General features: G+C 40.9%; 22 protein-coding genes. 18 read left to right on the top strand and 4 right to left on the bottom strand.

Features of this window, described 5'->3' with window-relative positions; genetic code table 11:
• Positions 1-50 precede the first annotated feature (50 nt).
• Positions 51-2,504 carry an endopeptidase La gene (lon, locus tag BLT41_RS17055; RefSeq protein WP_092163427.1) on the top strand — a complete coding sequence of 818 codons (2,454 nt, stop codon included), beginning with the start codon at positions 51-53 and terminating at the stop codon, positions 2,502-2,504.
• Between the two features lie 145 nt (positions 2,505-2,649).
• A complete protein-coding gene (locus BLT41_RS17050; protein WP_092163425.1) occupies positions 2,650-3,807 on the top strand; it encodes a serine hydrolase domain-containing protein in 1,158 nt (385 codons plus the stop codon).
• On the opposite strand, the gene BLT41_RS17045 is transcribed toward BLT41_RS17050, so the two are convergent.
• From BLT41_RS17045 to BLT41_RS17035, 3 genes are all read right to left on the bottom strand, one after another.
• Positions 3,797-4,102: a hypothetical protein gene (locus tag BLT41_RS17045; RefSeq protein WP_092163424.1), complete on the bottom strand. Its 306-nt coding sequence runs from the start codon at positions 4,100-4,102 to the stop codon at positions 3,797-3,799. The genes BLT41_RS17050 and BLT41_RS17045 overlap by 11 nt on opposite strands.
• Before the next feature lie 194 nt (positions 4,103-4,296).
• Entirely contained in the window at positions 4,297-4,605 is a 309-nt protein-coding gene (locus BLT41_RS17040; RefSeq protein WP_092163421.1) for a hypothetical protein, read from the bottom strand.
• A gap of 261 nt (positions 4,606-4,866) precedes the next feature.
• A complete protein-coding gene (locus BLT41_RS17035; protein WP_092163419.1) occupies positions 4,867-6,195 on the bottom strand; it encodes a M23 family metallopeptidase in 1,329 nt (442 codons plus the stop codon).
• A gap of 290 nt (positions 6,196-6,485) precedes the next feature.
• Between BLT41_RS17035 and hysB the strand changes: the two genes are divergently transcribed.
• From hysB to hysD, 3 genes are all read left to right on the top strand, one after another.
• Entirely contained in the window at positions 6,486-7,430 is a 945-nt protein-coding gene (gene hysB, locus BLT41_RS17030; protein WP_092163416.1) for a NiFeSe hydrogenase small subunit, read from the top strand.
• 24 nt (positions 7,431-7,454) lie between these two features.
• A complete protein-coding gene (gene hysA / locus BLT41_RS17025; protein WP_092163412.1) occupies positions 7,455-8,912 on the top strand; it encodes a NiFeSe hydrogenase large subunit HysA in 1,458 nt (485 codons plus the stop codon).
• A gap of 261 nt (positions 8,913-9,173) precedes the next feature.
• Positions 9,174-9,647 carry a NiFeSe hydrogenase maturation protease gene (gene hysD / locus BLT41_RS17020; protein ID WP_092163409.1) on the top strand — a complete coding sequence of 158 codons (474 nt, stop codon included), beginning with the start codon at positions 9,174-9,176 and terminating at the stop codon, positions 9,645-9,647.
• 57 nt (positions 9,648-9,704) lie between these two features.
• Here hysD and BLT41_RS17015 read toward each other — a convergent pair whose 3' ends face one another.
• The gene (locus BLT41_RS17015; protein WP_092163406.1) at positions 9,705-10,142 is read right to left on the bottom strand and encodes a CBS domain-containing protein; all 438 of its coding nucleotides are present in this window, start codon (positions 10,140-10,142) and stop codon (positions 9,705-9,707) included.
• A 366-nt stretch (positions 10,143-10,508) separates the two neighbouring features.
• On the opposite strand from BLT41_RS17015, the gene BLT41_RS17010 reads away from it, so the two are divergent.
• The 13 genes from BLT41_RS17010 to BLT41_RS16950 all read left to right on the top strand — a co-directional run bounded on the left by BLT41_RS17010 (position 10,509) and on the right by BLT41_RS16950 (position 20,516).
• Positions 10,509-11,153 (top strand): protein-L-isoaspartate(D-aspartate) O-methyltransferase, encoded by a 645-nt coding sequence (locus BLT41_RS17010; RefSeq protein ID WP_092163403.1) that lies wholly within the window; start codon positions 10,509-10,511, stop codon positions 11,151-11,153.
• 23 nt (positions 11,154-11,176) lie between these two features.
• Complete coding sequence (locus BLT41_RS17005; RefSeq protein WP_092163401.1) at positions 11,177-12,136, top strand: DUF368 domain-containing protein; 960 nt, start codon at positions 11,177-11,179, stop codon at positions 12,134-12,136.
• Between the two features lie 53 nt (positions 12,137-12,189).
• On the top strand, positions 12,190-13,080 hold the full coding sequence (locus BLT41_RS17000; RefSeq protein ID WP_092163398.1) for an Mrp/NBP35 family ATP-binding protein: 891 nt from the start codon (positions 12,190-12,192) through the stop codon (positions 13,078-13,080).
• A gap of 136 nt (positions 13,081-13,216) precedes the next feature.
• Entirely contained in the window at positions 13,217-13,762 is a 546-nt protein-coding gene (gene pgsA / locus BLT41_RS16995; RefSeq protein WP_092163383.1) for a CDP-diacylglycerol--glycerol-3-phosphate 3-phosphatidyltransferase, read from the top strand.
• Between the two features lie 40 nt (positions 13,763-13,802).
• Positions 13,803-14,081 carry a hypothetical protein gene (locus tag BLT41_RS16990; RefSeq protein WP_092163382.1) on the top strand — a complete coding sequence of 93 codons (279 nt, stop codon included), beginning with the start codon at positions 13,803-13,805 and terminating at the stop codon, positions 14,079-14,081.
• A gap of 9 nt (positions 14,082-14,090) precedes the next feature.
• Entirely contained in the window at positions 14,091-14,417 is a 327-nt protein-coding gene (locus BLT41_RS16985; RefSeq protein ID WP_092163381.1) for an FtsB family cell division protein, read from the top strand.
• Entirely contained in the window at positions 14,401-15,264 is an 864-nt protein-coding gene (locus BLT41_RS16980) for a tetratricopeptide repeat protein (RefSeq protein ID WP_092163371.1), read from the top strand. The genes BLT41_RS16985 and BLT41_RS16980 overlap by 17 nt, the downstream gene beginning before the upstream one ends.
• A gap of 88 nt (positions 15,265-15,352) precedes the next feature.
• Positions 15,353-16,153 carry a hypothetical protein gene (locus BLT41_RS16975; RefSeq protein WP_092163369.1) on the top strand — a complete coding sequence of 267 codons (801 nt, stop codon included), beginning with the start codon at positions 15,353-15,355 and terminating at the stop codon, positions 16,151-16,153.
• An 89-nt stretch (positions 16,154-16,242) separates the two neighbouring features.
• Positions 16,243-17,259, top strand: coding sequence for a class 1 fructose-bisphosphatase (gene fbp, locus BLT41_RS16970; RefSeq protein WP_092163366.1), 1,017 nt, complete (start codon positions 16,243-16,245; stop codon positions 17,257-17,259).
• Positions 17,259-18,335, top strand: coding sequence for a tRNA (adenosine(37)-N6)-threonylcarbamoyltransferase complex transferase subunit TsaD (tsaD, locus tag BLT41_RS16965; RefSeq protein ID WP_092163363.1), 1,077 nt, complete (start codon positions 17,259-17,261; stop codon positions 18,333-18,335). Before fbp ends, tsaD begins: the two co-directional genes overlap by 1 nt.
• Before the next feature lie 208 nt (positions 18,336-18,543).
• Positions 18,544-18,864 carry a thioredoxin gene (gene trxA / locus BLT41_RS16960; protein ID WP_092163361.1) on the top strand — a complete coding sequence of 107 codons (321 nt, stop codon included), beginning with the start codon at positions 18,544-18,546 and terminating at the stop codon, positions 18,862-18,864.
• A 4-nt stretch (positions 18,865-18,868) separates the two neighbouring features.
• Entirely contained in the window at positions 18,869-19,792 is a 924-nt protein-coding gene (gene trxB, locus BLT41_RS16955) for a thioredoxin-disulfide reductase (protein ID WP_092163352.1), read from the top strand.
• Positions 19,785-20,516 carry an outer membrane protein assembly factor BamD gene (locus tag BLT41_RS16950; protein WP_092163350.1) on the top strand — a complete coding sequence of 244 codons (732 nt, stop codon included), beginning with the start codon at positions 19,785-19,787 and terminating at the stop codon, positions 20,514-20,516. Before trxB ends, BLT41_RS16950 begins: the two co-directional genes overlap by 8 nt.
• Positions 20,517-20,567: the final 51 nt, after the last annotated feature.

Below are 20,567 nucleotides of genomic sequence, written 5' to 3'. Positions count from 1 at the left end.
GGTTTATAGTTAATTTTGAAAACTTTTCCAGATTAAAAGCAGGAGGATAAATGTCGTCCACAATATTCGAAGGTGGCAACGAATCCGCCGAAAAAAATATTCTTCCAATGATGTCACTACGGGAAGTAGTAATGTTCCCGCGTTCTATAGTACCTCTTTTTGTAGGGCGCGAAGCATCTATAAAAGCCATTGAAGAAGCTATTTCGGAACATGACAAAAAGATTTTTCTTGTCACCCAGGAATTTCCAGAGAAGGAAAAACCTGAGCCTGAAGACCTTTTCAGGGTCGGTACTGTAAGTAAAATTCTCCAGATGCTCAGACTTCCTGACGGCACAATTAAAGTCCTTTTTGAAGGTCTTTATCGTGCACAGTGGGATCCTCAGGCTGACGGGAAAACTTTTGATGATGTTTTTCCTCTGGTCAGTCTGGAAACGATTGAAGATCTTCCGGCTGATGTAAATGTTACAGAGGCGCTTGTCCGTTCTGTTCACAGCGCTCTTGAGAGCTTTGGAAAAGTTAATAAAAAGTTGGCTCCTGAAACTGTTCTTGCTATTTCGACCATTCGAACAGCTGGAAAGTTAGCTGATTCAATCATGCCTCATCTTAAAGTCGAGTTTGCCAAGAAGCAGGTTATTCTTGAAATGACAGATCCGCTTAAGAGGCTTGAGGCTGTTTATGAACTTTTGCTGGGCGAAATTGAAATCGTTTCCATCGAAAAGCGTGTGAAAAATCGCGTGAAAGGGCAGATGGAAAAGAACCAGCGTGAATATTATCTTAACGAACAACTCAAGGCCATCAACAAAGAGATGGGACGCGAGGATGATCCGCAGTCGGAAGCTCAAGCTCTTGAAGAACAACTTGACGCTAAAAAGATGGACGATGAATCCCGCGAGCGCGTTCGTAAAGAAATTAAAAAACTTCGCCAGATGGCTCCTTCTTCCGCAGAATACACAGTTGTCCGTAACTATGTTGACTGGATTATGGAGCTGCCTTGGAACGATTATAAAAAAGTTGAACTTAATATTGCAGAAGCCCGCAAGATTCTGGATGAAGATCATTATGGTCTTGAGAAGCCGAAAGAGCGCATCCTTGAATATATGGCTGTTCAGTCTCTTGTTGAAACAATAAAGGGACCGATTCTCTGTTTTGTAGGTCCTCCCGGAGTTGGTAAGACTTCTATCGCCCGTTCCATTGCAAGAGCTATGGATCGTGAGTTTGTTCGTCTGTCTCTCGGTGGAGTGCGTGATGAGGCCGAGATCAGAGGTCATCGCCGTACATATGTCGGAGCGCTTCCCGGTAAGATCATTCATTCACTCAGACGTTGTGAATACAGCAACCCCGTTATCTGTCTTGATGAAGTTGATAAAATGAGCACTGATTTCAGAGGCGATCCTTCTTCTGCATTGCTTGAAGTTCTTGATCCTGAGCAGAACGGAACCTTTAGTGATCATTACCTTGATTTGGACTATGACCTTTCAAAGATCTTTTTCATAACTACTGCTAATGATCTGAATTCTATTCCGGGTCCGTTGCAGGACAGAATGGAAATTATACGTCTTCCGGGGTATCTTGAAACTGAAAAAGCTCAAATAGCCAAGAAGTTTCTTATGCCTAAACAGATCTCTGAGCACGGTTTAAAAACTGATAATATTGCTGTTTCTGATAGTGCTATGCTTGAGATTGTCCGTACATATACAAGAGAAGCCGGTGTTCGAAGTCTTGAACGCGAGATTGCTAAAATATGTCGTAAGACTGCAATGAAGATTGTTGAGGCTGACGATAAAGCTCAGAATATTCATGTCACAAAAAATAATCTTGCAAAGATACTGGGTGTTCATAAATTCAGTCATGGCTTCAGTGAAGAAAAGTCTCTTATAGGTGTTGCAACTGGACTGGCTTATACTCAGGTCGGTGGCGAAATGCTTATGGTTGAAGTCGTTCTTATGCCGGGTAAAGGGAAAGTTGTTATCACCGGGAAGCTTGGCGAAGTTATGCAGGAGTCTGCACAGGCAGCTCTTTCATATATCCGCTCACGCTCGGACCTGTTCGGTTTGAAGCCTAACTTCCATGAGAAGATAGACATTCATGTTCATGTTCCCGAAGGGGCAACCCCTAAAGACGGTCCTTCTGCGGGGATTACTCTTTGTACAGCGATGGCGTCAGCGTTTTTGAACGTGCCGGTGCGCCACGATCTAGCCATGACAGGTGAGATTACGTTGCGTGGACGAGTCCTTCCCATCGGGGGGCTTAGAGAAAAGCTGCTTGCCGCTCATAGAGGACTTTCAAAGGTAGTTCTTATTCCTGCTGAGAATGAAAAAGATCTTAAGGAAGTTCCAGATACAATTTTGAAAGATCTGGAAATTATCCCGGTTGAAAATATGGATCAGGTTTTAAGTCATGCTCTTGAAAGTCTGACGGCGGAAGAATTATTCAGAGGAAAGAATAACATTACTCCTATCGCCTTGACTCTTATAAAGGAGGAGTATCAGCCTCCTACTCATTAATTTATATCACTTAAATTGTTTGTGTGAAGGGTGTTCTCTTAAAGGGAGCACCCTTTTTTTATAAGCATTTTTTAACAGGTTTATTATTAATCTTAGTTTGTGTTAGTGTGAGAAGAAAGGTGAATTGATATAAAAAAGATAAATTATGAATCACATAAAATTAAAAAAGATAATTGTAACATTCATTTTTATCATAGCACTTGGGATAGCTGTGCGGACTGCTGTTTTAGCTTCTACAAGTGCGACTGATCGTAATGAACTTGAAACAGTTTTTAAGGGTGCTGTACAGGAGCTTCATATTCCGGGAGGGGTTATGTTTATTCGTAGTCCTACCGGAGAGCGATGGACTTTTTCTGCTGGCGTAAGGACTATCAGCCGTGGTGGGCCATTGGTTCCCATGACTTCTAAGTTGAAATTCAGAATAGGAAGCATAACTAAAACATTTGTTGCGTCAGTAATGCTCATGCTTGTGCAGGAAGGAATTGTAAGTCTTGATACGATTGTGCGTGATGTTTTGCCCGGAGTTATCGAAGGGGATGATAAAATTACAATTCGTCAGCTTTTACAAATGAGAAGCGGACTCGGAAATTTTTCAACCAATAAATTATTTTTAAAAAAATTTAGAAAACAGCCTTGGAAATCATGGTCTCCTGCCGAACTACTGTCTTTTAGTCCTGAGAAAAAATCTAGATTAGTTTCTAATGTTTCCTTCGATTCAAGTTATTCTTTTGAGTACAGTAATTCAAATTACGTTGTGCTTGGCTTAATTATTGAAAAACTCACCAAAGACAAAATTGAAAATCAGATATACCGCAGAATTTTGAAACCATTGAAGCTGAAAAATACGTCCTTTCCAACCCGCAGTTCCAGTTTGTCCGAGCCTTACGCAAAAGGGTATGATTTCAATCCGGTAACTGGCGAAGTTACTAACTTGAGTCAGAGAATTAATCCTTCGTGGGCATGGTGTTCTGGAAACGGTGTTTCAACGGCACAAGATATAATGAAATGGCTTGTGGCTTATTTAAGCGGTTTCAAAATTGATGATAGTTTATTGAGTGAGCAGATGAAACTGATTCCGACAGGGTTTTCGGGCGTTTCGTATGGTCTTGGAGTAATGAGTAAGCATGGAGCCATTGGTCATAATGGTAATTATGCAGGAATATACACTTCAATTGCATGTAGATTCAGAGATTATGATTTTGTTATTTTAACAAATGGCCAATCAACCGGAGGAGGGAGTAATGCCACAGCCGAGTCCGTTTTTTGGCAGGTTGTTAATAATTCGGGTTTTTTCAAAAACTAAAACTTAGTCCCACCCCAACGTCACGTCCTTTTTTTTCAGGGGAAATCCTCTGATTGTTTTTCGGTGTGTTTTCGTTATGTTCAAAAAGGAGTCCTGCGCTAACACCTTCTGATATTTTAACATCATCGTGCGGTTTAAATTGTTTTTCAATATTATTTTTCATTAGAGATTTTTTATTATTTGAATCTTGTTTAACGGTTAAATCATTTCCCAGATTAATTTCAGCGGCCTGAACTTGAATTGCTGCTATGGATAGAATTATGGATATTATTAAAGTAATGGTGAATTTAGACATATGATATTTTTCTTGAGTTGGTATAAAATTGATATAATTTTTTGTTTCATTATTAATTTAAGAAATATGAGGCATTAGTACAAAATCAATAAATTTAAAGTATGAATAATGAGAATTATAATATTCTATAATGTTTTCGTTGTAAATGGGTGCTCATTAACACGGCGGGGAGCACGTAACCAATTCGAATTTGTTTAAAAGCTGAAACTGAATCCAAGTCCAAGGCCGAATCCCTGTTTCTCTGGGGTATAGCTCTGACTGTTTTCAGGAATATTCGAATCAAGTCCGAAGATGAACCCGGCGCTTACTCCCTCAGATATGTTAAAACTATTAGTAACTTTAGAGTTATTAGTTAAACGACTTGTATTGCGGGAATTGTTTTTTTCAGTATCAAGCTTGATAGTAAGCTCTTTCCCCGCATAACGTTCTGCAGCCTGAATTGAGGCTGTAGTCAGTCCTACAAGTATAATAGCTGTTATGATTATGATGATCGTTTTCCACATAAAATCACCTTCCTTTTATGGGGCGCGGAAAAATGTTCTGAGACCTCCTTTCTGTATATGATTGATACAAGAAACAGACCGTTTTGGTATAAAACTAATAAATTTAGGGAGTGCGAAATGGGGATTTTTTTTAAGGGAAAAAAGTGCACTGATAATTCTAAATTCAGGAAAACGGATCTGGATTGTAATGTAAAAAAAGAGCCTGAAGACTAAGGTCTTCAAGCTCTTTTTTTGTAGCATTATGTTTTAATAATTAACTATTTAGTTTGATGGCTGGTCCATTTTACTGGTGATATTGTTTTTTATCCATGTTGCGTCCCACCATTCATATGGATTGACGGGAATTCCGGAACAAATAACTCCATAGTGGAGATGATCCCCACCGGCCATACCGGTTGCTCCTGTTTTTCCTATTATCTGTCCGGAGTCTACGACATCTCCTACAGCAACGTCGATCTGGCTGAGGTGTGAGTACAGAGTTTGCAGTCCTAAGCCGTGATCAATAATTACTGCATTTCCATATATCCCGAAGTCCTGAGCGGCCAGAATAATGCGTCCTTTGTTAGCCGCTGGAATAGGAGCATGCCTTGTGCTTGCGAGGTCTATTCCCAAATGAGTCTGGTTATCTATTTTTTTGCCATTGTGCAGGTAGGTTCTACGATCTCCAAAGCTGGCACGTGATGCGGAATTCGGCAATCTTAAGAATCTATTTTCAAAGAGAAAGGTCGGAGAGGTATCGAGCCCGAGTTTTCGTAGTTCAGCTCTGTTGGTTACACGTAATTCGCGATTAACTTTCAGAAAGAGATCTACCGGATTTGTAACTCCCGGGAAACTGCTTTCAAATTGAGGCATTTTTGTGCTCAAAAAGCGGTCTGAAATATTAATGTTGTCGTGTTTATATTTTTTTGCGTTCGTATGATACCAAAAGGTGCTGGTTCTTTTGTTTTTGGCTGCATCTTCAGCTATTAAAACTGGATTGAAGGTTTTCACATCAGAGTAAAACGGCATGGCAAAAAGGCACGCATATTCGCCGTTAGGCTGTTTATACCCCGGGAAAAAATCATCTCCCGACTTCACGCCTGTTTTCATTGGAGTTTCATCAAGTGTATAAAGAATCAAAGCGCAGCCGCCTTGAGTCAGGTTATGAGTGCTTGTCTGTACTGTTATTTTGGGGGCAATGGTATCAAGCGTGTAGTTGCCTCTGGCAATAATTGCATTTCCGCTGCCGAATCCGGCAAGCGAGCTGTCTACAGCCCATACAGCAATCTCAAAATCACCTTGTTTAATTTGTTTTTTCTTGATTATGATTTCTTGATTATAATCAAAAGTTCCTTTCGGCAGAGTTTGTTCCTTAAGAGTGGTTTTCTTTTTGCCTTGGGTTAAAACAATTTTTACAGCTTTAAGACCTGACTTTACATCATCTATGTTAACTGTGATCGGCGTTGTAAAAGTTATAAAGCCATTGTCCGGGGTTATTGTAATTTGTGGCGCGTCTGTATCTTTATATAATAGATATGCTCCTCCACTGAGAAGCCCTAAAGTTATAATCAATATTATGAACGGAACCACTCGACTCTTGTTTCTTGCCATTACGTATCCTTTAGTTCGTTAATTAAGTCTGAAAAAAATGAGAATCTGTTTAACAGTGTTACTCTAACAGCAAACAGGTGGTTTGTTCAATGTACAACATTGGCAAGTTTCAGCACGCCTATTAGTGCTATAGATTTATCTGATGGCTTTGTTAAATTTGTATTGGTATATTGTTGACGTAAAACTCTGGAGTGTGTATGTGATATTAAAAAATAAAGTCAATGTGACGCTATTTTTTAGTAAGTAAGGACAGCGCCTTACTAGCGCCGGCAACTACCAAGGAGGTAGGGATGAGTTTGACCAGGCGAGATTTCGTGAAATTGTGCACAGGAACAGTGGCTGGCTTTGGGATTTCCCAGATGTTCAACCCGAGCGTTGTGCAAGCACTTGAGAAGTTTGTACCACATGTATTCTGGATACAGGGACAGGGCTGTACCGGATGTTCGGTTTCACTTCTAAATTCAGTGCATCCTTCCATTGCGAAGGTTTTGCTAGATGTAATTACACTCGATTTTCATCCGACCATTATGGGGTCTGAAGGTGAAGTTGCTTGGGGACACATGACAGATGTGGCTAAAGAGCAGAAGGGTAAATACATTGTTATTTTTGAAGGATCAGTACCAGTGGCAGAAAATGGCCACTATTGTATCCTCGGTGAAAAAGACGGCAAAGAGTATACCATGCTTGAGACTACTCTTGAAATGGCCAAGAACGCTGCCGTTGTTGTTAACGTCGGTACTTGTGCTGCTTATGGTGGTATTCCTGCTGCTGAAGGTAACGTTACTGGATCTACTTCCGTAACAAAAGTACTTGCTGATAACGGTATTAAGACTCCAGTAGTCAATGTTCCCGGTTGTCCTCCACATCCTGATTGGATGATTGGAACTCTTGTTTACGCTATTAATGCGATTGAAGAGAAAGGACTTGAAGGCGGACTTGGTGAAGTTGTCAAAATTCTTGACTCCGAAGGGCGTCCTACACCTTTCTTTGGCGAAAACATTCATGACAATTGTCCTTATCTTTCTAAATTTGATGAGGATGAATTTTCTAAAGTTTTCACTGATAAAGAAAACTGTCGTTACGAACTCGGCTGTAAAGGCCCGAGCGCTAATGCCGATTGCTTTAAACGCAAATGGAATGGCGGTGTTAACTGGTGTGTAGAGAACGCAGTATGTATTGGTTGCGTGGAACCGGGTTTTCCGGATGAGATGTCCCCATTCTACGAAGCCGGTTAATAGCTAATAGGAGTATTTTTCCTAATGTCAAAATCAAGTACACCCGCTAAAGACGGGAAAATAAAGATTGCCATTGACCCGGTTAGCCGGATTGAAGGTCACCTCAAAGCTGAGGTTGTTGTTAAAGACGGGAAAGTTGTAGATGCCTGGCTTTCAGGTGGTATGTATCGCGGTTTTGAGAATATTCTAGTTGGTCGCGATCCTCGCGATGCAGCTCAGTTGACTCAGAGACTTTGCGGTGTATGTCCTACAGCTCATTCAACCGCAGCTTGTTTAGCTCTTGATGATGCTTGTGGCGTCAAACTCACCAAAAATGGTAGAGTCACAAGAAACCTCATCTTTGGTGCTAACTATCTGCAGTCTCATCTTCTGCATTTTTATCATCTTGCAGCTTTGGATTTCGTTAGAGGACCAGGCAAAGCGCCTTTCGTTCCTCGTTTCGATCAGCCAGATCTTCGTTTGGATGAAAAAACCAATGCAGTAGCAGTTGATCAGTATATTAAGGCTCTTGAAATTCGTCGTATCTGCCATGAAATGGTAGCTCTCTTCGGTGGAAAAATGCCTCATGTTTCTGGTCAGGTTGTTGGTGGAACTACTGAAATTCCTACTAAGGAAAAGCTTGCAGAATATGCCAGCCGCTTCAAAGAAGTTAGGAAATTTGTAGCTGAAACCTATCTACCTACCGTTTATCTTATCGGATCTGTTTATAAAGATCTCTTTAAGATCGGTGGTGGTTACAAGAACTGTATGTCATACGGTGTATTCCCAATGGACGAAGAGGGTTCTAAGACTCTCATCGATTCCGGTGTATACATTGATGGTAAAGATGAGAAATTTAACCCTGCTCTTATTAAAGAGTTTGTTAAATACTCATGGTTCGAAGACTCTTGTTCAGATCTCCATCCGAGCAAAGGTAAGACCATTCCGGATGTTCACAAAGAAGGAGCTTACAGCTTCATCAAAGCTTCTCGTTACAACAAGAAGCCTGTTGAAGTTGGTCCTCTTGCTCGTATGTGGATACACAATCCAGAACTCAGTGATATCGGTAAAAAACAGCTTAAAGACCTTTACGGTATCAAAGCTGTCAAATTCCGCGATCTCGGAGAAGATCTTGCATTCTCTCTCATGGGTCGTCACGTTGCACGTGCTGAGGAAGCTCTCATTGTTGCTGATGCAATCAATGATACTTGGCTCAAGGAAATTAAAGCCGGCGAAGATACATACGTCGAGTCTAAAGTTCCTGTAACTGGTGAAGGTATCGGATTCACTGAAGCTCCTCGCGGATCTTTGCTGCATTACATAAATATTCAGGATTCTAAAGTAGCTAACTACCAGCTTATGCCTGCTACTCTCTGGAACACAAACCCTCGTGATGACATGGGGCAGCGTGGACCTGTTGAGGAAGCTCTCATCGGTTGTCCAGTTCCAGACACTGGAAGTCCTGTAGACATATCAAGGATCATTAGATCCTTTGATCCATGACTAGGCTGTGCCGTGCACGTGTTGCACGCAGACACTGGTAAGAAAACTGTTCATCACATTCAGGAAGGATGCTAGGTTAGCTGGTATAACCATAGCGGGGACGTAGTCCCGTATTTTCTATAGTGAGAACTATTTCAGGATCATAATAGCTCCCGGGCGCAGGAATTATCCCGTGTCCGGGAGTTTTCTTTTACATTATTTGTCCTGAGTTGTTGATATAACTGAGAAAAGTTTTATTGAATCGTTTCAAAGGATTAAAAAATGAAGAAGCTACTTGTTTTGGGGGTGGGAAATATTCTACTCATGGATGAAGGCGTTGGCGTTCATGCCATTGAGGCTTTGCGCAAAGAAGAATGGCCTGAAAATGTTCACATGGTCGATGGCGGAACATTCACACAGGATCTTTTTCATGTACTGGAAGGGTATGATGGCCTTCTGGTGCTTGATATTGTTCACGCAGGAGAGGCTCCCGGAACAGTCTATATGTTTGAAGAAGATGATCTCATTCAAAATGATGATCAACGTTTATCTTTACACGATATTGATTTGATTGATTCTTTGCACATGGCAGAGATGGTAGGGAAAAGGCCAAGAATGCGCGTTATCGGTATGGAACCTAAAAGTTACACCGATTGGGGTCTGGAAATGACTCCTGAAGTTCAAAAAACATTCCCGCATTTTTTGGAAGTTTCAAGAAAAGAAGTGAATAGATTTATTGAAGAATTCAATAGTTGATTGAATTATAGGCGGTCCCGGAAGATAACAGCCGGGACCGCCTTTAATATTAGTATTTTACTCTTCGGTTTGTTCTAAAGCTTCCATAAGGCTTATAGTCAGCTTCAAGAAGTCTGCTTCAGTCAGAATACCTGTCAGTTCACCTACTTCATTTACCACGGGTAAACATCCGTATTTGTGGTTAAGCAGCAAGTACGCAGCCTCTTTCAGCAGTGTTTCTGAGGTAACGGTCTTAATACCGGTTCTCATTATTTCCCCTACGGGAATACCTGAGTCAATTTCACCCTGAGTTGTGGGATCAATTCCTGCTAAATGTGAAATAGTTGCTCCAAGTATGTCTCTGTGGGTAATCAGGCCGATAAAAACACTCTTTTCGTTTACGATCGGGATATGTCTGATTCTTTGTAGATCCATCAAGGAGCGGGCCATTCTCAAGGTGTCATTTTCATTGAGAGTGAACAGTTTGTTTGTCATCAGATCAGTAACTTTCAGCATGTGATCCTCCTTTTCCTTACCTATAATCTCTCTTTATGAACCTTTTGTGTCAAGAGGCGTATGCATAAAATTGAAGTTTAAATGGTTGGATGCTGTATTCTGGTTGACTTGCCCGGTAAAATCTGATTTGCAACTGCGAACGATAAAATTTAAGTTGGCACAGGTTAGAAGCTTGATGTCTTTAAGTTTCTGACGTTTATTATATAGTATTTTGATAATACCTCAAAACTGAGGGCTAACATAAAAATTTTTGCAGACGGTCGATTTAGGGAGAAATAGAGTTTTAGTTAATAATATTATAAGCTAACTCTGTTTTTGTTTTATTGATAATGTTTGTTTTGAGGCAAAACCTCATCGGGGGAGAGTGTGCGGATTGATCCAAAGTTCAGCAGAACTAAAATGGTTGAAGAGCAGATTGTAGCCCGTGGTGTGGTTGATCAAAATGTTTTATCAGCTATGCGTAAAGTTCAAAGGCATCTTTTTGTGCAGGGAGCTCTTGCTGACAGGGCATATGCAGACAGTGCTCTTCCTATCGGGGAAGGGCAGACTATTTCTCAGCCGTTTATTGTTGCTTACATGTCGGAACTTTTACAGATTCAGTCCGGACATAAAGTTCTGGAAATTGGAACCGGTTCTGGATATCAGGCAGCAGTTCTGGGTGAAATGGGTGCTGAAGTTTATTCCGTTGAAAGAATACGTAAGCTTTTTATTGCCGCGCGAACTCTTCTTTTTGATTTGAGATTTTTTAATATTCGTCTAAAACTTGATGATGGTACAATGGGATGGCCTGATGAAGCTCCTTTTGATCGGATTATAGTTACAGCCGGTGGGCCGGAAATACCTCAGTATTTGATAGATCAGCTTGCCGATCATGGCAGAATGGTTATACCTGTTGGGAACGAAAAGAGAAGACAGCAACTTATTCTGGTTACAAAGGAAGACGGTAAAGTCACAGAGACAGATATGGGCGGATGTGCATTTGTTGATCTTGTGGGGAAACAGGGCTGGTAATCGGGTATTTTGTTGGAGAATAAATGAATTTAATTCAAGCATGGAACAACGGTCCCGGGCCAAACTCTATTCGTGAGTATCTGATTTTGATGCTCAAGGGATTGTGTATGGGAGTTGCCGACATTATTCCGGGAGTATCCGGCGGAACAATGGCCTTCATCACAGGTATCTATGATCAATTGATAGATTCCATCCGTTCATTTAATGGAACCTTCATTAAGAAATTAGTTACATTTGATTTGATAGGCGCTGTGGCTGTGCCTCATTTGAAATTTATAATTCCACTCCTTTTCGGCATTGTTCTGGCCATGGTTTCAATGGCCCGCATAATTCATTCTCTTCTTGGCAGTCACCCGGTTCAAGTTTGGTCTCTCTTTTTCGGGCTTATTGCTTCTTCTATTTTGGTGGTAGGCCGGAGAGTCGGTAAGTTTTCCTTTAAAAATATTTTATCCGGTGCACTCGGGGCTATTTTCAGTTTCGTTCTGGTCGGATTGATTCCTGTTACGACTCCTGATACTTTGTGGTTTGTTTTTATATGCGCTTCAATATCTATTTGTGCCATGATTTTGCCGGGAATAAGCGGGGCCTTTATTCTGTTGCTGCTCGGTAAATATGAGTACATCACAGGAGCACTTCGAAATCCGGCAAGTCCAGAAAATACAGCTATCCTGATAGCATTTGTATGCGGGTGCGCTTGTGGAATTTCTCTATTTTCTCGCGTTCTTCATTATTTTCTTGAAAAGCACCATGGTATTACGATCAGCATCCTTACAGGATTTATGGCTGGTGCCATGCGTAAAATATGGCCGTGGAAAGAAGTTCTTGATTCAGTTGTCATTCGCGGTAAGACTTATGTCTTGAGTGAAGCAAATATTTTGCCTCCCGCTTATAATGAGGAGTTTGCGACGGCTGTTGGATTAATGGTTGTCGGCTTTGCATTTGTAATAATTTTGGAATGGATATCTTCAGCTCAAAGGAGCTGATTTGGGTCGGGAGTAATTCTCCCTTAAGTTAAATACACAACAAAGGTATAAAAATGAGTTCATCATGTGGATCCTGCTCAACAGAAAAGAAAGAGGGCGATAAACCAAACGCTGCTCATGCTCTTCAGAATGAGTTAATTTCTTCTACCTTGAAGAGAATTAAATACAAAATTTTTGTTATGAGCGGAAAGGGCGGAGTTGGTAAAAGTTCTGTGGCAGTTAATATTGCTGCAGCCCTTGCGGATAAGGGATTTAAAGTCGGTATTCTGGACGTTGATATTCATGGTCCAAGTGTACCGCATTTGCTTGGAATCACCGGGCAGCTTGAAGTTGAACGTGGAAACCTCGTTGTTCCCAAGAAAGTGAATGATAACCTCCATGTTGTTTCAATGGAATCTTTGCTTAAAGACCCTGATCAGGCTGTTCTTTGGCGTGGTCCTATGAAAACTTCCGCTATCAGACAATTTATTTCGGACGTTCAGTGGGGAGATTTGGACTTTCTGGTTATTGATTCCCCTCCAGGAACCGGTGATGAGCCAATGACTGTGCTCAAGACTATTCCGGAGTCTTTAGCTGTTGTTGTAACTACTCCACAGGAGATTTCTCTTGCGGATGTAAGGAAAGCTATTAATTTTCTTCAGTATGCCAAGGCTAATATCATGGGCGTTGTAGAAAATATGAGCGGCCTTATTTGTCCTCATTGTCATGAGCAGATAGATCTGTTTAAAAGAGGCGGCGGTGAGCAGTTGGCTGAAAAATACGGATTGCCTTTCCTTGGTGCAATTCCTCTAGATCCTACAGCTGTTGTTGCAGCGGATCTCGGTAAACCTGTTGTTCTTCTTGAAGAGAGCTCTCCCGCTAAAACAGCATTCAGAGATGTTGCTGATAAAATAGCAGAGGCTGCTGAAAGTAGTTTGGAAATTGCTTCCAGCACTCACTCTTAGGTTTTTATAGACGATTTTAGTTGCAGGGAGTTTAAATGACAATCTCCCTGCAATTTAAAATCAGGCCATCCTTCAGGGTATAGTTTATAAAGCTAATGAGCTCTGATTAAATGTATTTACCGAATCGGGACACGCTATGATCAATCTCGCTAATTCCCTTACTCTTGGACGTATTCTTACGGTGCCAGTTCTCGTGGCTCTTCTTTATTTTCCTAGTAAGATCACGATGTTTTTAGCTGCGTTGCTGTTTTTTTTGGCATCGTTAACTGATATTTTTGACGGAATGATCGCACGTCGGCAAAATCAGGTTACGACTCTGGGCAAATTTCTTGATCCATTGGCTGATAAGCTTTTGATCAGTTCTATTTTAATTATGCTAACTCAGCTTGGTTATGTAGATGCGTGGATAACTGTTGTTATTATTTGCCGCGAACTGATTATTACAGGATTACGTGCTATTGCTATGGATATGGGGTTGGTTCTTGCCGCGGATAATTTCGGTAAGATGAAAACAATTGCTCAAAGTCTGGCTTTAGGACCGCTATTGTTACATTATCCTTATTTCGGAATAGATATGCATGCCCTGGGAACTCAGATTCTTTACGTAGCATTAGGATTGACTGTGTTTTCTGCTGGTAATTATATGTACAATTTGCATAAAATTTGGTTAACTAACGAATAATTTTTTAAAAGCAAATAAATAATACTCAGCTAGGTGCATCATGAACCGTACTGAACGACATAATCTTGTGCTCAGGCTCAATAATTGTCTTGAGACTATTCTTGAACTTGAGCAGGAGTTGGAAAAGCTTGATTTGAACCGTAATTTTCTTGAGGAACTTGAGCTTCTTAAGGATTTTATGCAAAAGGTGGAGAAGGTTCAAGTTAGTGAGGACGATGTTCAGAGAATTGAAACAGCTACAGGCAGTTTTTTGAAAGAACTTAAAGAACCTCTTAGTCAACTTGATTCATCTAATAAACTTTTTATGCGTCTACAGTAGGAGCTTATAGTGCTGAGGCGTAGACTTTTGCTGGGCCTTCTGGTCTTAATAAATGTTGTGTTACTCTTACGGCTGGGTCTTAGCGAGCAAGGGGTTTTCGGGTACCTAGAGTTAGATAGAAAGGTGCAGGAACTTGAACTTAAAATTGAAGATGCAGACAGTCGCACTCTTGAGTTAAGCAGAGAAATTCGACGGTTGAAATCTGATAGAGCTTATCAGGAAAAGATTATCCGCAGCCGGATGAATTATGTTAAAGAGAATGAATTGTTATATATTTTCCCCGATTCCGGGAAGCTAAAGCCACAGGGAGAAACCTCAGATGCAAAGCAAAATTGAGTGGTATCAGGAAGTTTTGGCACTTGAACCCAGCTCTAAAGTTTTTTTCCCTTTAGCTCGCCTCTATGTTGAAATCGGTAATCTTGAGAAAGCTGTAACCTCACTTAGAATGGGCCTTGATAGGCATCCTGATTATCTCGAAGCTCGTTTGTTACTTGTTGAAACTCTTACCAAACTCGGTAGAGATTCAGAAGCAAAAGCTGCAGTTGCACCGCTTACCAGACTTTTTTCTTCATACCCCTCATTTTGGAAAATGTGGGGAGATTCTGTTGCTGAAGGAAATACTGATGTCGCTGGAGCGATGGCATTTCTTTTTTCAGCGCTTCACGGCACTCCTTTGTCCTGGGCTGACGTTATGTCTGAAGGGATCAGGAAATTGACAGGTATCGGGGGGGCTTCTACAGATAGCGGGCCGTCTGATACTGCTAAAGGCGTTTGTTCAGATTCTAAAGAAACTGATGTTCTTGCTGATAGTGAAATTCTGTCGCGTGAAATAGAGCAGGCTTCTGCCGATGTTGAAGTTGATGGTGAAATTGATGACGATTCACTGACCAGCCATGTTGTTATGGATAGTCTGAGGACTAGGACTATGGCTGATGTATTAGCTTCTCAAGGTGAACTGGTGGGAGCTTTGGATATCTACCGCGATCTTCTTGCTAGCGCCGATGTTTCTCATAAAGATGAACTGCTTATGATTATGGCTGATATCTCTTCTCGAATCAGTACTGAACAAAATCATTGTAGTGGTGATGATTGTGATGATCCATATGTTAAACACGCTAAAAGTAAATTGATGAGTACTCTTGAGCTTCTTGCCGAACGACTTGAAGCCAGAGCAACCCGTTAATTTCCTTTCTTTTTATTTTTAAATTATTTAAAAATCAATTTTATATAAAAATGCCGTTTGATTTAATTATTCGGTATTCGGGTTAAATATGAGATTTAAAAATTCAGTGCGATTTGTCGCACTTTTTGCTTTTTCCATTTTGATGATATTTGCCGGAGGCTGTGATTACGGAAGTAAAGTCTGGCATGATGCACAGGACACCGTTAATCCTAATCCTACAATCGATCTACAATCCGCAGGTATCGAAAATCCTGATGATAATAAGCTGGCTCTTTTGTTTACTCCAGTGGATGAAAAAATTCTTTCGTTGACTTCTTTTCTTTCCAATATAGATTCCCATCCTGACGAAGATTGGTTTAAACTCTTATTTATGCGTTTTCCTTGGATCACCGGTGTCTTCACTGTTGATGAAGAAGCAAATATGCTGGTTAAATTGCCGGAAGAAAGCATTAAGCCGTTTAAGCCCGGACCGCTGGTTGAATATGAGGGGGACTGGTCTGAGATAAAAATGAAGTCTTTCATTAGTTATTCAGAATTCGGTCCTGAGATGTATCTTTGTATACCTTTTTTTAAAGATGCTGATTTTAAAGGATTGGTAGTCGTTCACTTTGATCCAAGAATTTTGCTTAACTTTTGTCCTGCTCCTCAGAAATTGATAATTATGCAGCCTGATGGCGGCGGTATATGGACTGGAGATGAGAATTTAGACAAAGAAGCTTTTTTAAAGATAGATTGGGATGCACTTCTTGATGAAGACGTTCATGGGGTTACTAAAGTAGGCGAAGTCAGATATGTTTGGCTGTCACGCTATGTTAGTGATACTCAGATAATGTATGTTACGAAGGCTGTCTCAGAATCTGATGAAGATGACGGATTTTTGATTTTCTAAAGTTGTTTAGTGATGTATATTCTAATTTGTTTCTATCTAATTAAATCACTGAACGACCGTGCACCAGGGACATTCCTTAAGGAGGATAAATGACCCAGCAGATAACAGTCACTGAACACCTTTTATTGCATCAAAAGCAGATTCCAGGTGCTACAGGACAGTTTACGCATCTTTTTAATGAGCTAGTTCTTTCGGCTAAAATTATATCACGGGAAGTTAACAAAGCTGGCCTTGTTGATGTTCTAGGGTTTACCGGAGAAATTAATGTTCAAGGCGAGGAAGTTAAAAAACTCGATGAGTACGCGAATCGAATTTTAATTCATCGGATGGCTCGATCTGGAGTCCTCTGTGCGATGGCTTCTGAAGAAAATGCCGATATCATTGATATTCCTCACGGCTTGCCTCAGGGAAGCTATATAATAATTTTTGATCCACTCGATGGGTCTTCAAATATTGATGTTAATGTTAATATTGGAACTATTTTTTCGATTTATCGTCGTAAAAGTAAAGTGGGGACTCCTGTACAATCCTCTGATGTACTTCAGTGTTGTGACGAACAGGTAGCTGCCGGATATATTTTATACGGCTCGTCTACTATGCTTGTTTTTACTACAGGAGATGGAGTTCACGGTTTTACACTTGATCCGGGTGTAGGTGAGTTTCTGCTTTCGCATCCTAATATTAAAATTCCTGAAATCGGAAAAATATATTCAGTAAATGAAGGTTATTGGCCTTATTGGAGTGAAGCAACTAAGAAGGTTGTTAACCATTTCAAATCCGCTGATAATGTTCACGGACACCCATACAGTCTGCGCTACATAGGCTCTTTAGTTGCTGATTTTCATCGCAACCTGATCTATGGCGGTGTATTTATGTATCCGGCTGATCACAGAGAACCTTCTAAGCCTGTTGGTAAACTCAGGCTTATGTGTGAAGCTGCGCCTATGGCTATGCTTGTTGAGCAGGCTGGTGGCATGGCTACAGATGGAACGAAGCGCATTCTTGATATTGTTCCTCATGAGCTTCATCAACGAGTTCCTCTTTTCATTGGTTCAAAACACGAAGTTTCAATTATACGTGATATCTATGAGGGGCAGGACGGCTAATGCTATGTCTTGGAATTGAAAGTTCTTGTGATGAAACCGGACTGGCATTGGTGCGTGACGGAAAATTTATTGCCGAAAAATTGGCTTCTCAGGTAGATGTGCATGCTCTTTTTGGTGGCGTAGTTCCTGAAATTGCTTCTAGGGAGCATTTGAGAGCTTTGCCGGCTTTGTATAATGAACTTATGCAGGAGCAGTCACTTACGGCTGATGATATTGATGTCGTAGCCGTAGCCCGTGGTCCCGGACTTCAAGGGTGTTTGCTGATGGGGTTGAACTTTGCAAAAGGTCTGGCTCTTTCTACCGGCGCAACCTTGATAGGTGTTAATCATCTCTGGGCGCATCTGACCGCAGCCGGTCTTGAGCAGGAGTTGCAATATCCTTCGCTCGGATTGCTGGTTTCCGGAGGCCATACTCATATTTATCTTATTAAAAGTTCGTCCGAGTTTATCCTTTTAGGTCGAACTCTTGATGACGCCGCTGGCGAAGCCTTTGATAAGACTGCAAAATTGTTAAACATTCCTTATCCTGGCGGTAAGATTGTTGATGATTTGGGCCGAGCTGGCAATCCTGACCGTAAAATGTTTCCGACTCCTTATATAAAAAATGATAATCTGGATTTTAGTTTTAGCGGATTGAAAACAGCTGCAGCTCTTTATGTTCAAGCTAATCCGGAATTGCGACTTTCTACCATGGGTATTCCTGATTCAGAAACAGAAGATCCGGAAATAGTAAAACGAAGAAATGATATGTTTGCATCCTTTAATTACTCGGTAGCAAAAACTCTAAGTGTAAAAACTGTGCGGGCGCTAGAGCGTAATAAAGGCGTTAAGTCACTTATTGTTGCCGGAGGGGTTGCCGCTAATTCTGTGGTTCGTACCGTCATGGCTGAAGTTGCTCGCAAATTTTCTATTCCTCTTGTTTTGCCTTCGCCTAAATTTTGTACGGATAATGGTGCAATGATAGCTTTTTCCGGGTATCTTTTGGCTAAAGAAGGTTTCAGGCACGGTTTCGATCTTGAGGCTATTCCCAGAGGACGTGTGGTTCCCGAAGATTGGACACGTGTTGCAGAAATGTAGTTCAGGTATATTGCCATTCTCTCTATAGGTAGTTATCTTAACGATACTATACGAGTGCGATAGTTGGATACTGCTTGACACTTTGACCAACGATAATTAAATTTCATAATTGAGTTGGGGCCTTAAGCCTCCACTTCAGAAATTAAAATTCGATGTAATCTCTTCGCAAGGGATATTATTACTGAAATACTAAAACAAGGAGTACGTCATGGCTTTACAGGTAACCGATTCTAATTTTCAAGAAGAAGTTCTAAATAGTGACAAGCCTGTTCTGGTTGATTTCTGGGCGCCTTGGTGTGGACCTTGTCGCGCAATGGGTCCTGTAATTGACGAACTCGCTGAAGAGTTTTCCGGACAGATTAAAATTTGTAAGATGAATGTTGATGATAATCCTTCATCTCCCGGTAAGTATGGTATTCGCGCTATTCCTACTCTTATTCTCTTTAAAGATGGAGAAGTTGTTGATCAGACTACAGGAGCTGTTTCTAAAAGCAGTATCAAGGAAATGATTACCAGCAAGGCTCTTTAATTTCATGAAGTCTTATGACGCCATTGTTATCGGGGGCGGCCCAGCCGGAATGGCGGCCGCCCTTTATCTCGTACGGGCAGGTGTAAAAATACTTGTCGTGGAGAAGCTTGCGCCTGGTGGTCAGATGCTTCTCACTGAAGAGCTTGAGAATTATCCCGGTTTTCCCGGAGGCATCAAAGGTTACGAACTTGCTGACTACATGGCTGAACATGTTCAACAATATCCCTTTGATAAAATATATGACGAAGTTCGAGAGATTATTCCGGGGAAGGATTCTCACGAGATTGTGGTTGATGGTGTTCATTTTAAGGCCAGAGCAATCATTATTGCTACCGGTGTGGTTTTTAGAAAGCTCAAAGTTCCGAATGAAGAAAAACTTCTCGGGCGTGGAGTTTCATATTGCGCACTATGCGACGGTAATTTTTATAAAAATAAAGTTGTTGCTGTTGTCGGCGGTGGAAATTCTGCTCTTGAAGAGTCACTTTACCTTGCAAGGCTTGTAAAGAAGCTTTATCTCATTCACCGCAGGGATGAGTTTAGAGGGTTGAAGTGTTATCAGGATAAATGCAACGCAGACCCTACAATTGTTCCGGTTCTAAATTCCGTAGTATCCCGCATTGTCGGAGATAACGAAGTGGTAGGTATCGAAGTTAAGGATGCTGTTACCAATGAATATTCTGTTTTAGATGTTGATGGTGTGTTTATATTTGTTGGATTTAATCCTCTAAGTACTTTTTTTCCTGTGGAGCTTCAATTGGATCATTCCGGTTTCATTAAAACAACTTGTGAAATGGAAACCAATATCCCCGGCATATATGCGGCTGGAGATATACGGTCCAAAAATTGTCGGCAGGTAGTTACCGCAGTAGGTGACGGCGCAACTGCGGCAACAGCAGCTTTTGCGTATTTGGAACATAATGATGCGTAATAGAATATTTTGTTTTGTTTTGTTTTGTATTTTGATTTTCAGCACCACCGGATGTGGTGTTATCGATTACTATTTTCTTCCTAAGCCCGACGATACTGCGCAGGAACTTTATGAAGCCGGTGTAGAATCCATGAAGGATAAAGATTATACCAATGCTTCCGATTTTTTTGCGAAGTTAAAAGATCGTTATCCTTTCAGTCCGTTCACAGTAAAAGCTGAAATCAGCCTCGGTGATGCGTATTACCTTGATGGTAAATTTTTTGATGCTTCGGAAGCTTATAAAGAATTTGCAGCTCTTCACCCAGGTAACGAAGAAATTCCATATGTCCTTTTTCAAATAGGACTCAGTAACTTTTCGTTGTTCAGTTCAATAGATAAGCCTCAGCATAGTGTGAGCGAAGCTCTTGAATATTTTTATCGAGTTGAAGAAGCTTACCCTGACAGTGAGTACGCAACTGCGTCAAAAGATTATATTGTAAAATGCAGACGGGCTCTTGCGGATCAAGAACTGTTTATTGCGGACTTTTTCTGGAGATCAGCTAAATTCGGCGCTGCGTGGAAAAGATATGCCTTTGTAGTACGTAATTTCAAAGATCTTCCTGAAGTGCGCAAGTATGCTATAAAGCAGGCTGAAATGTCGTATTATGAATATCAGAAAACGCTTTCCCAGGCTGAAAGGGAAAAATTACAAGGTACTTGGAAGGAACTTGTAGATTGGTTGTAATTATACCCTTAAATTAATCGTAGTTTGTAATTAGAATGTATTTACCCGGCT

It is taken from the genome of Maridesulfovibrio ferrireducens, from assembly GCF_900101105.1.
GTDB classification, from domain to species: domain Bacteria; phylum Desulfobacterota; class Desulfovibrionia; order Desulfovibrionales; family Desulfovibrionaceae; genus Maridesulfovibrio; species Maridesulfovibrio ferrireducens.
This window is presented reverse-complemented; position numbering and strand designations above follow the sequence as displayed.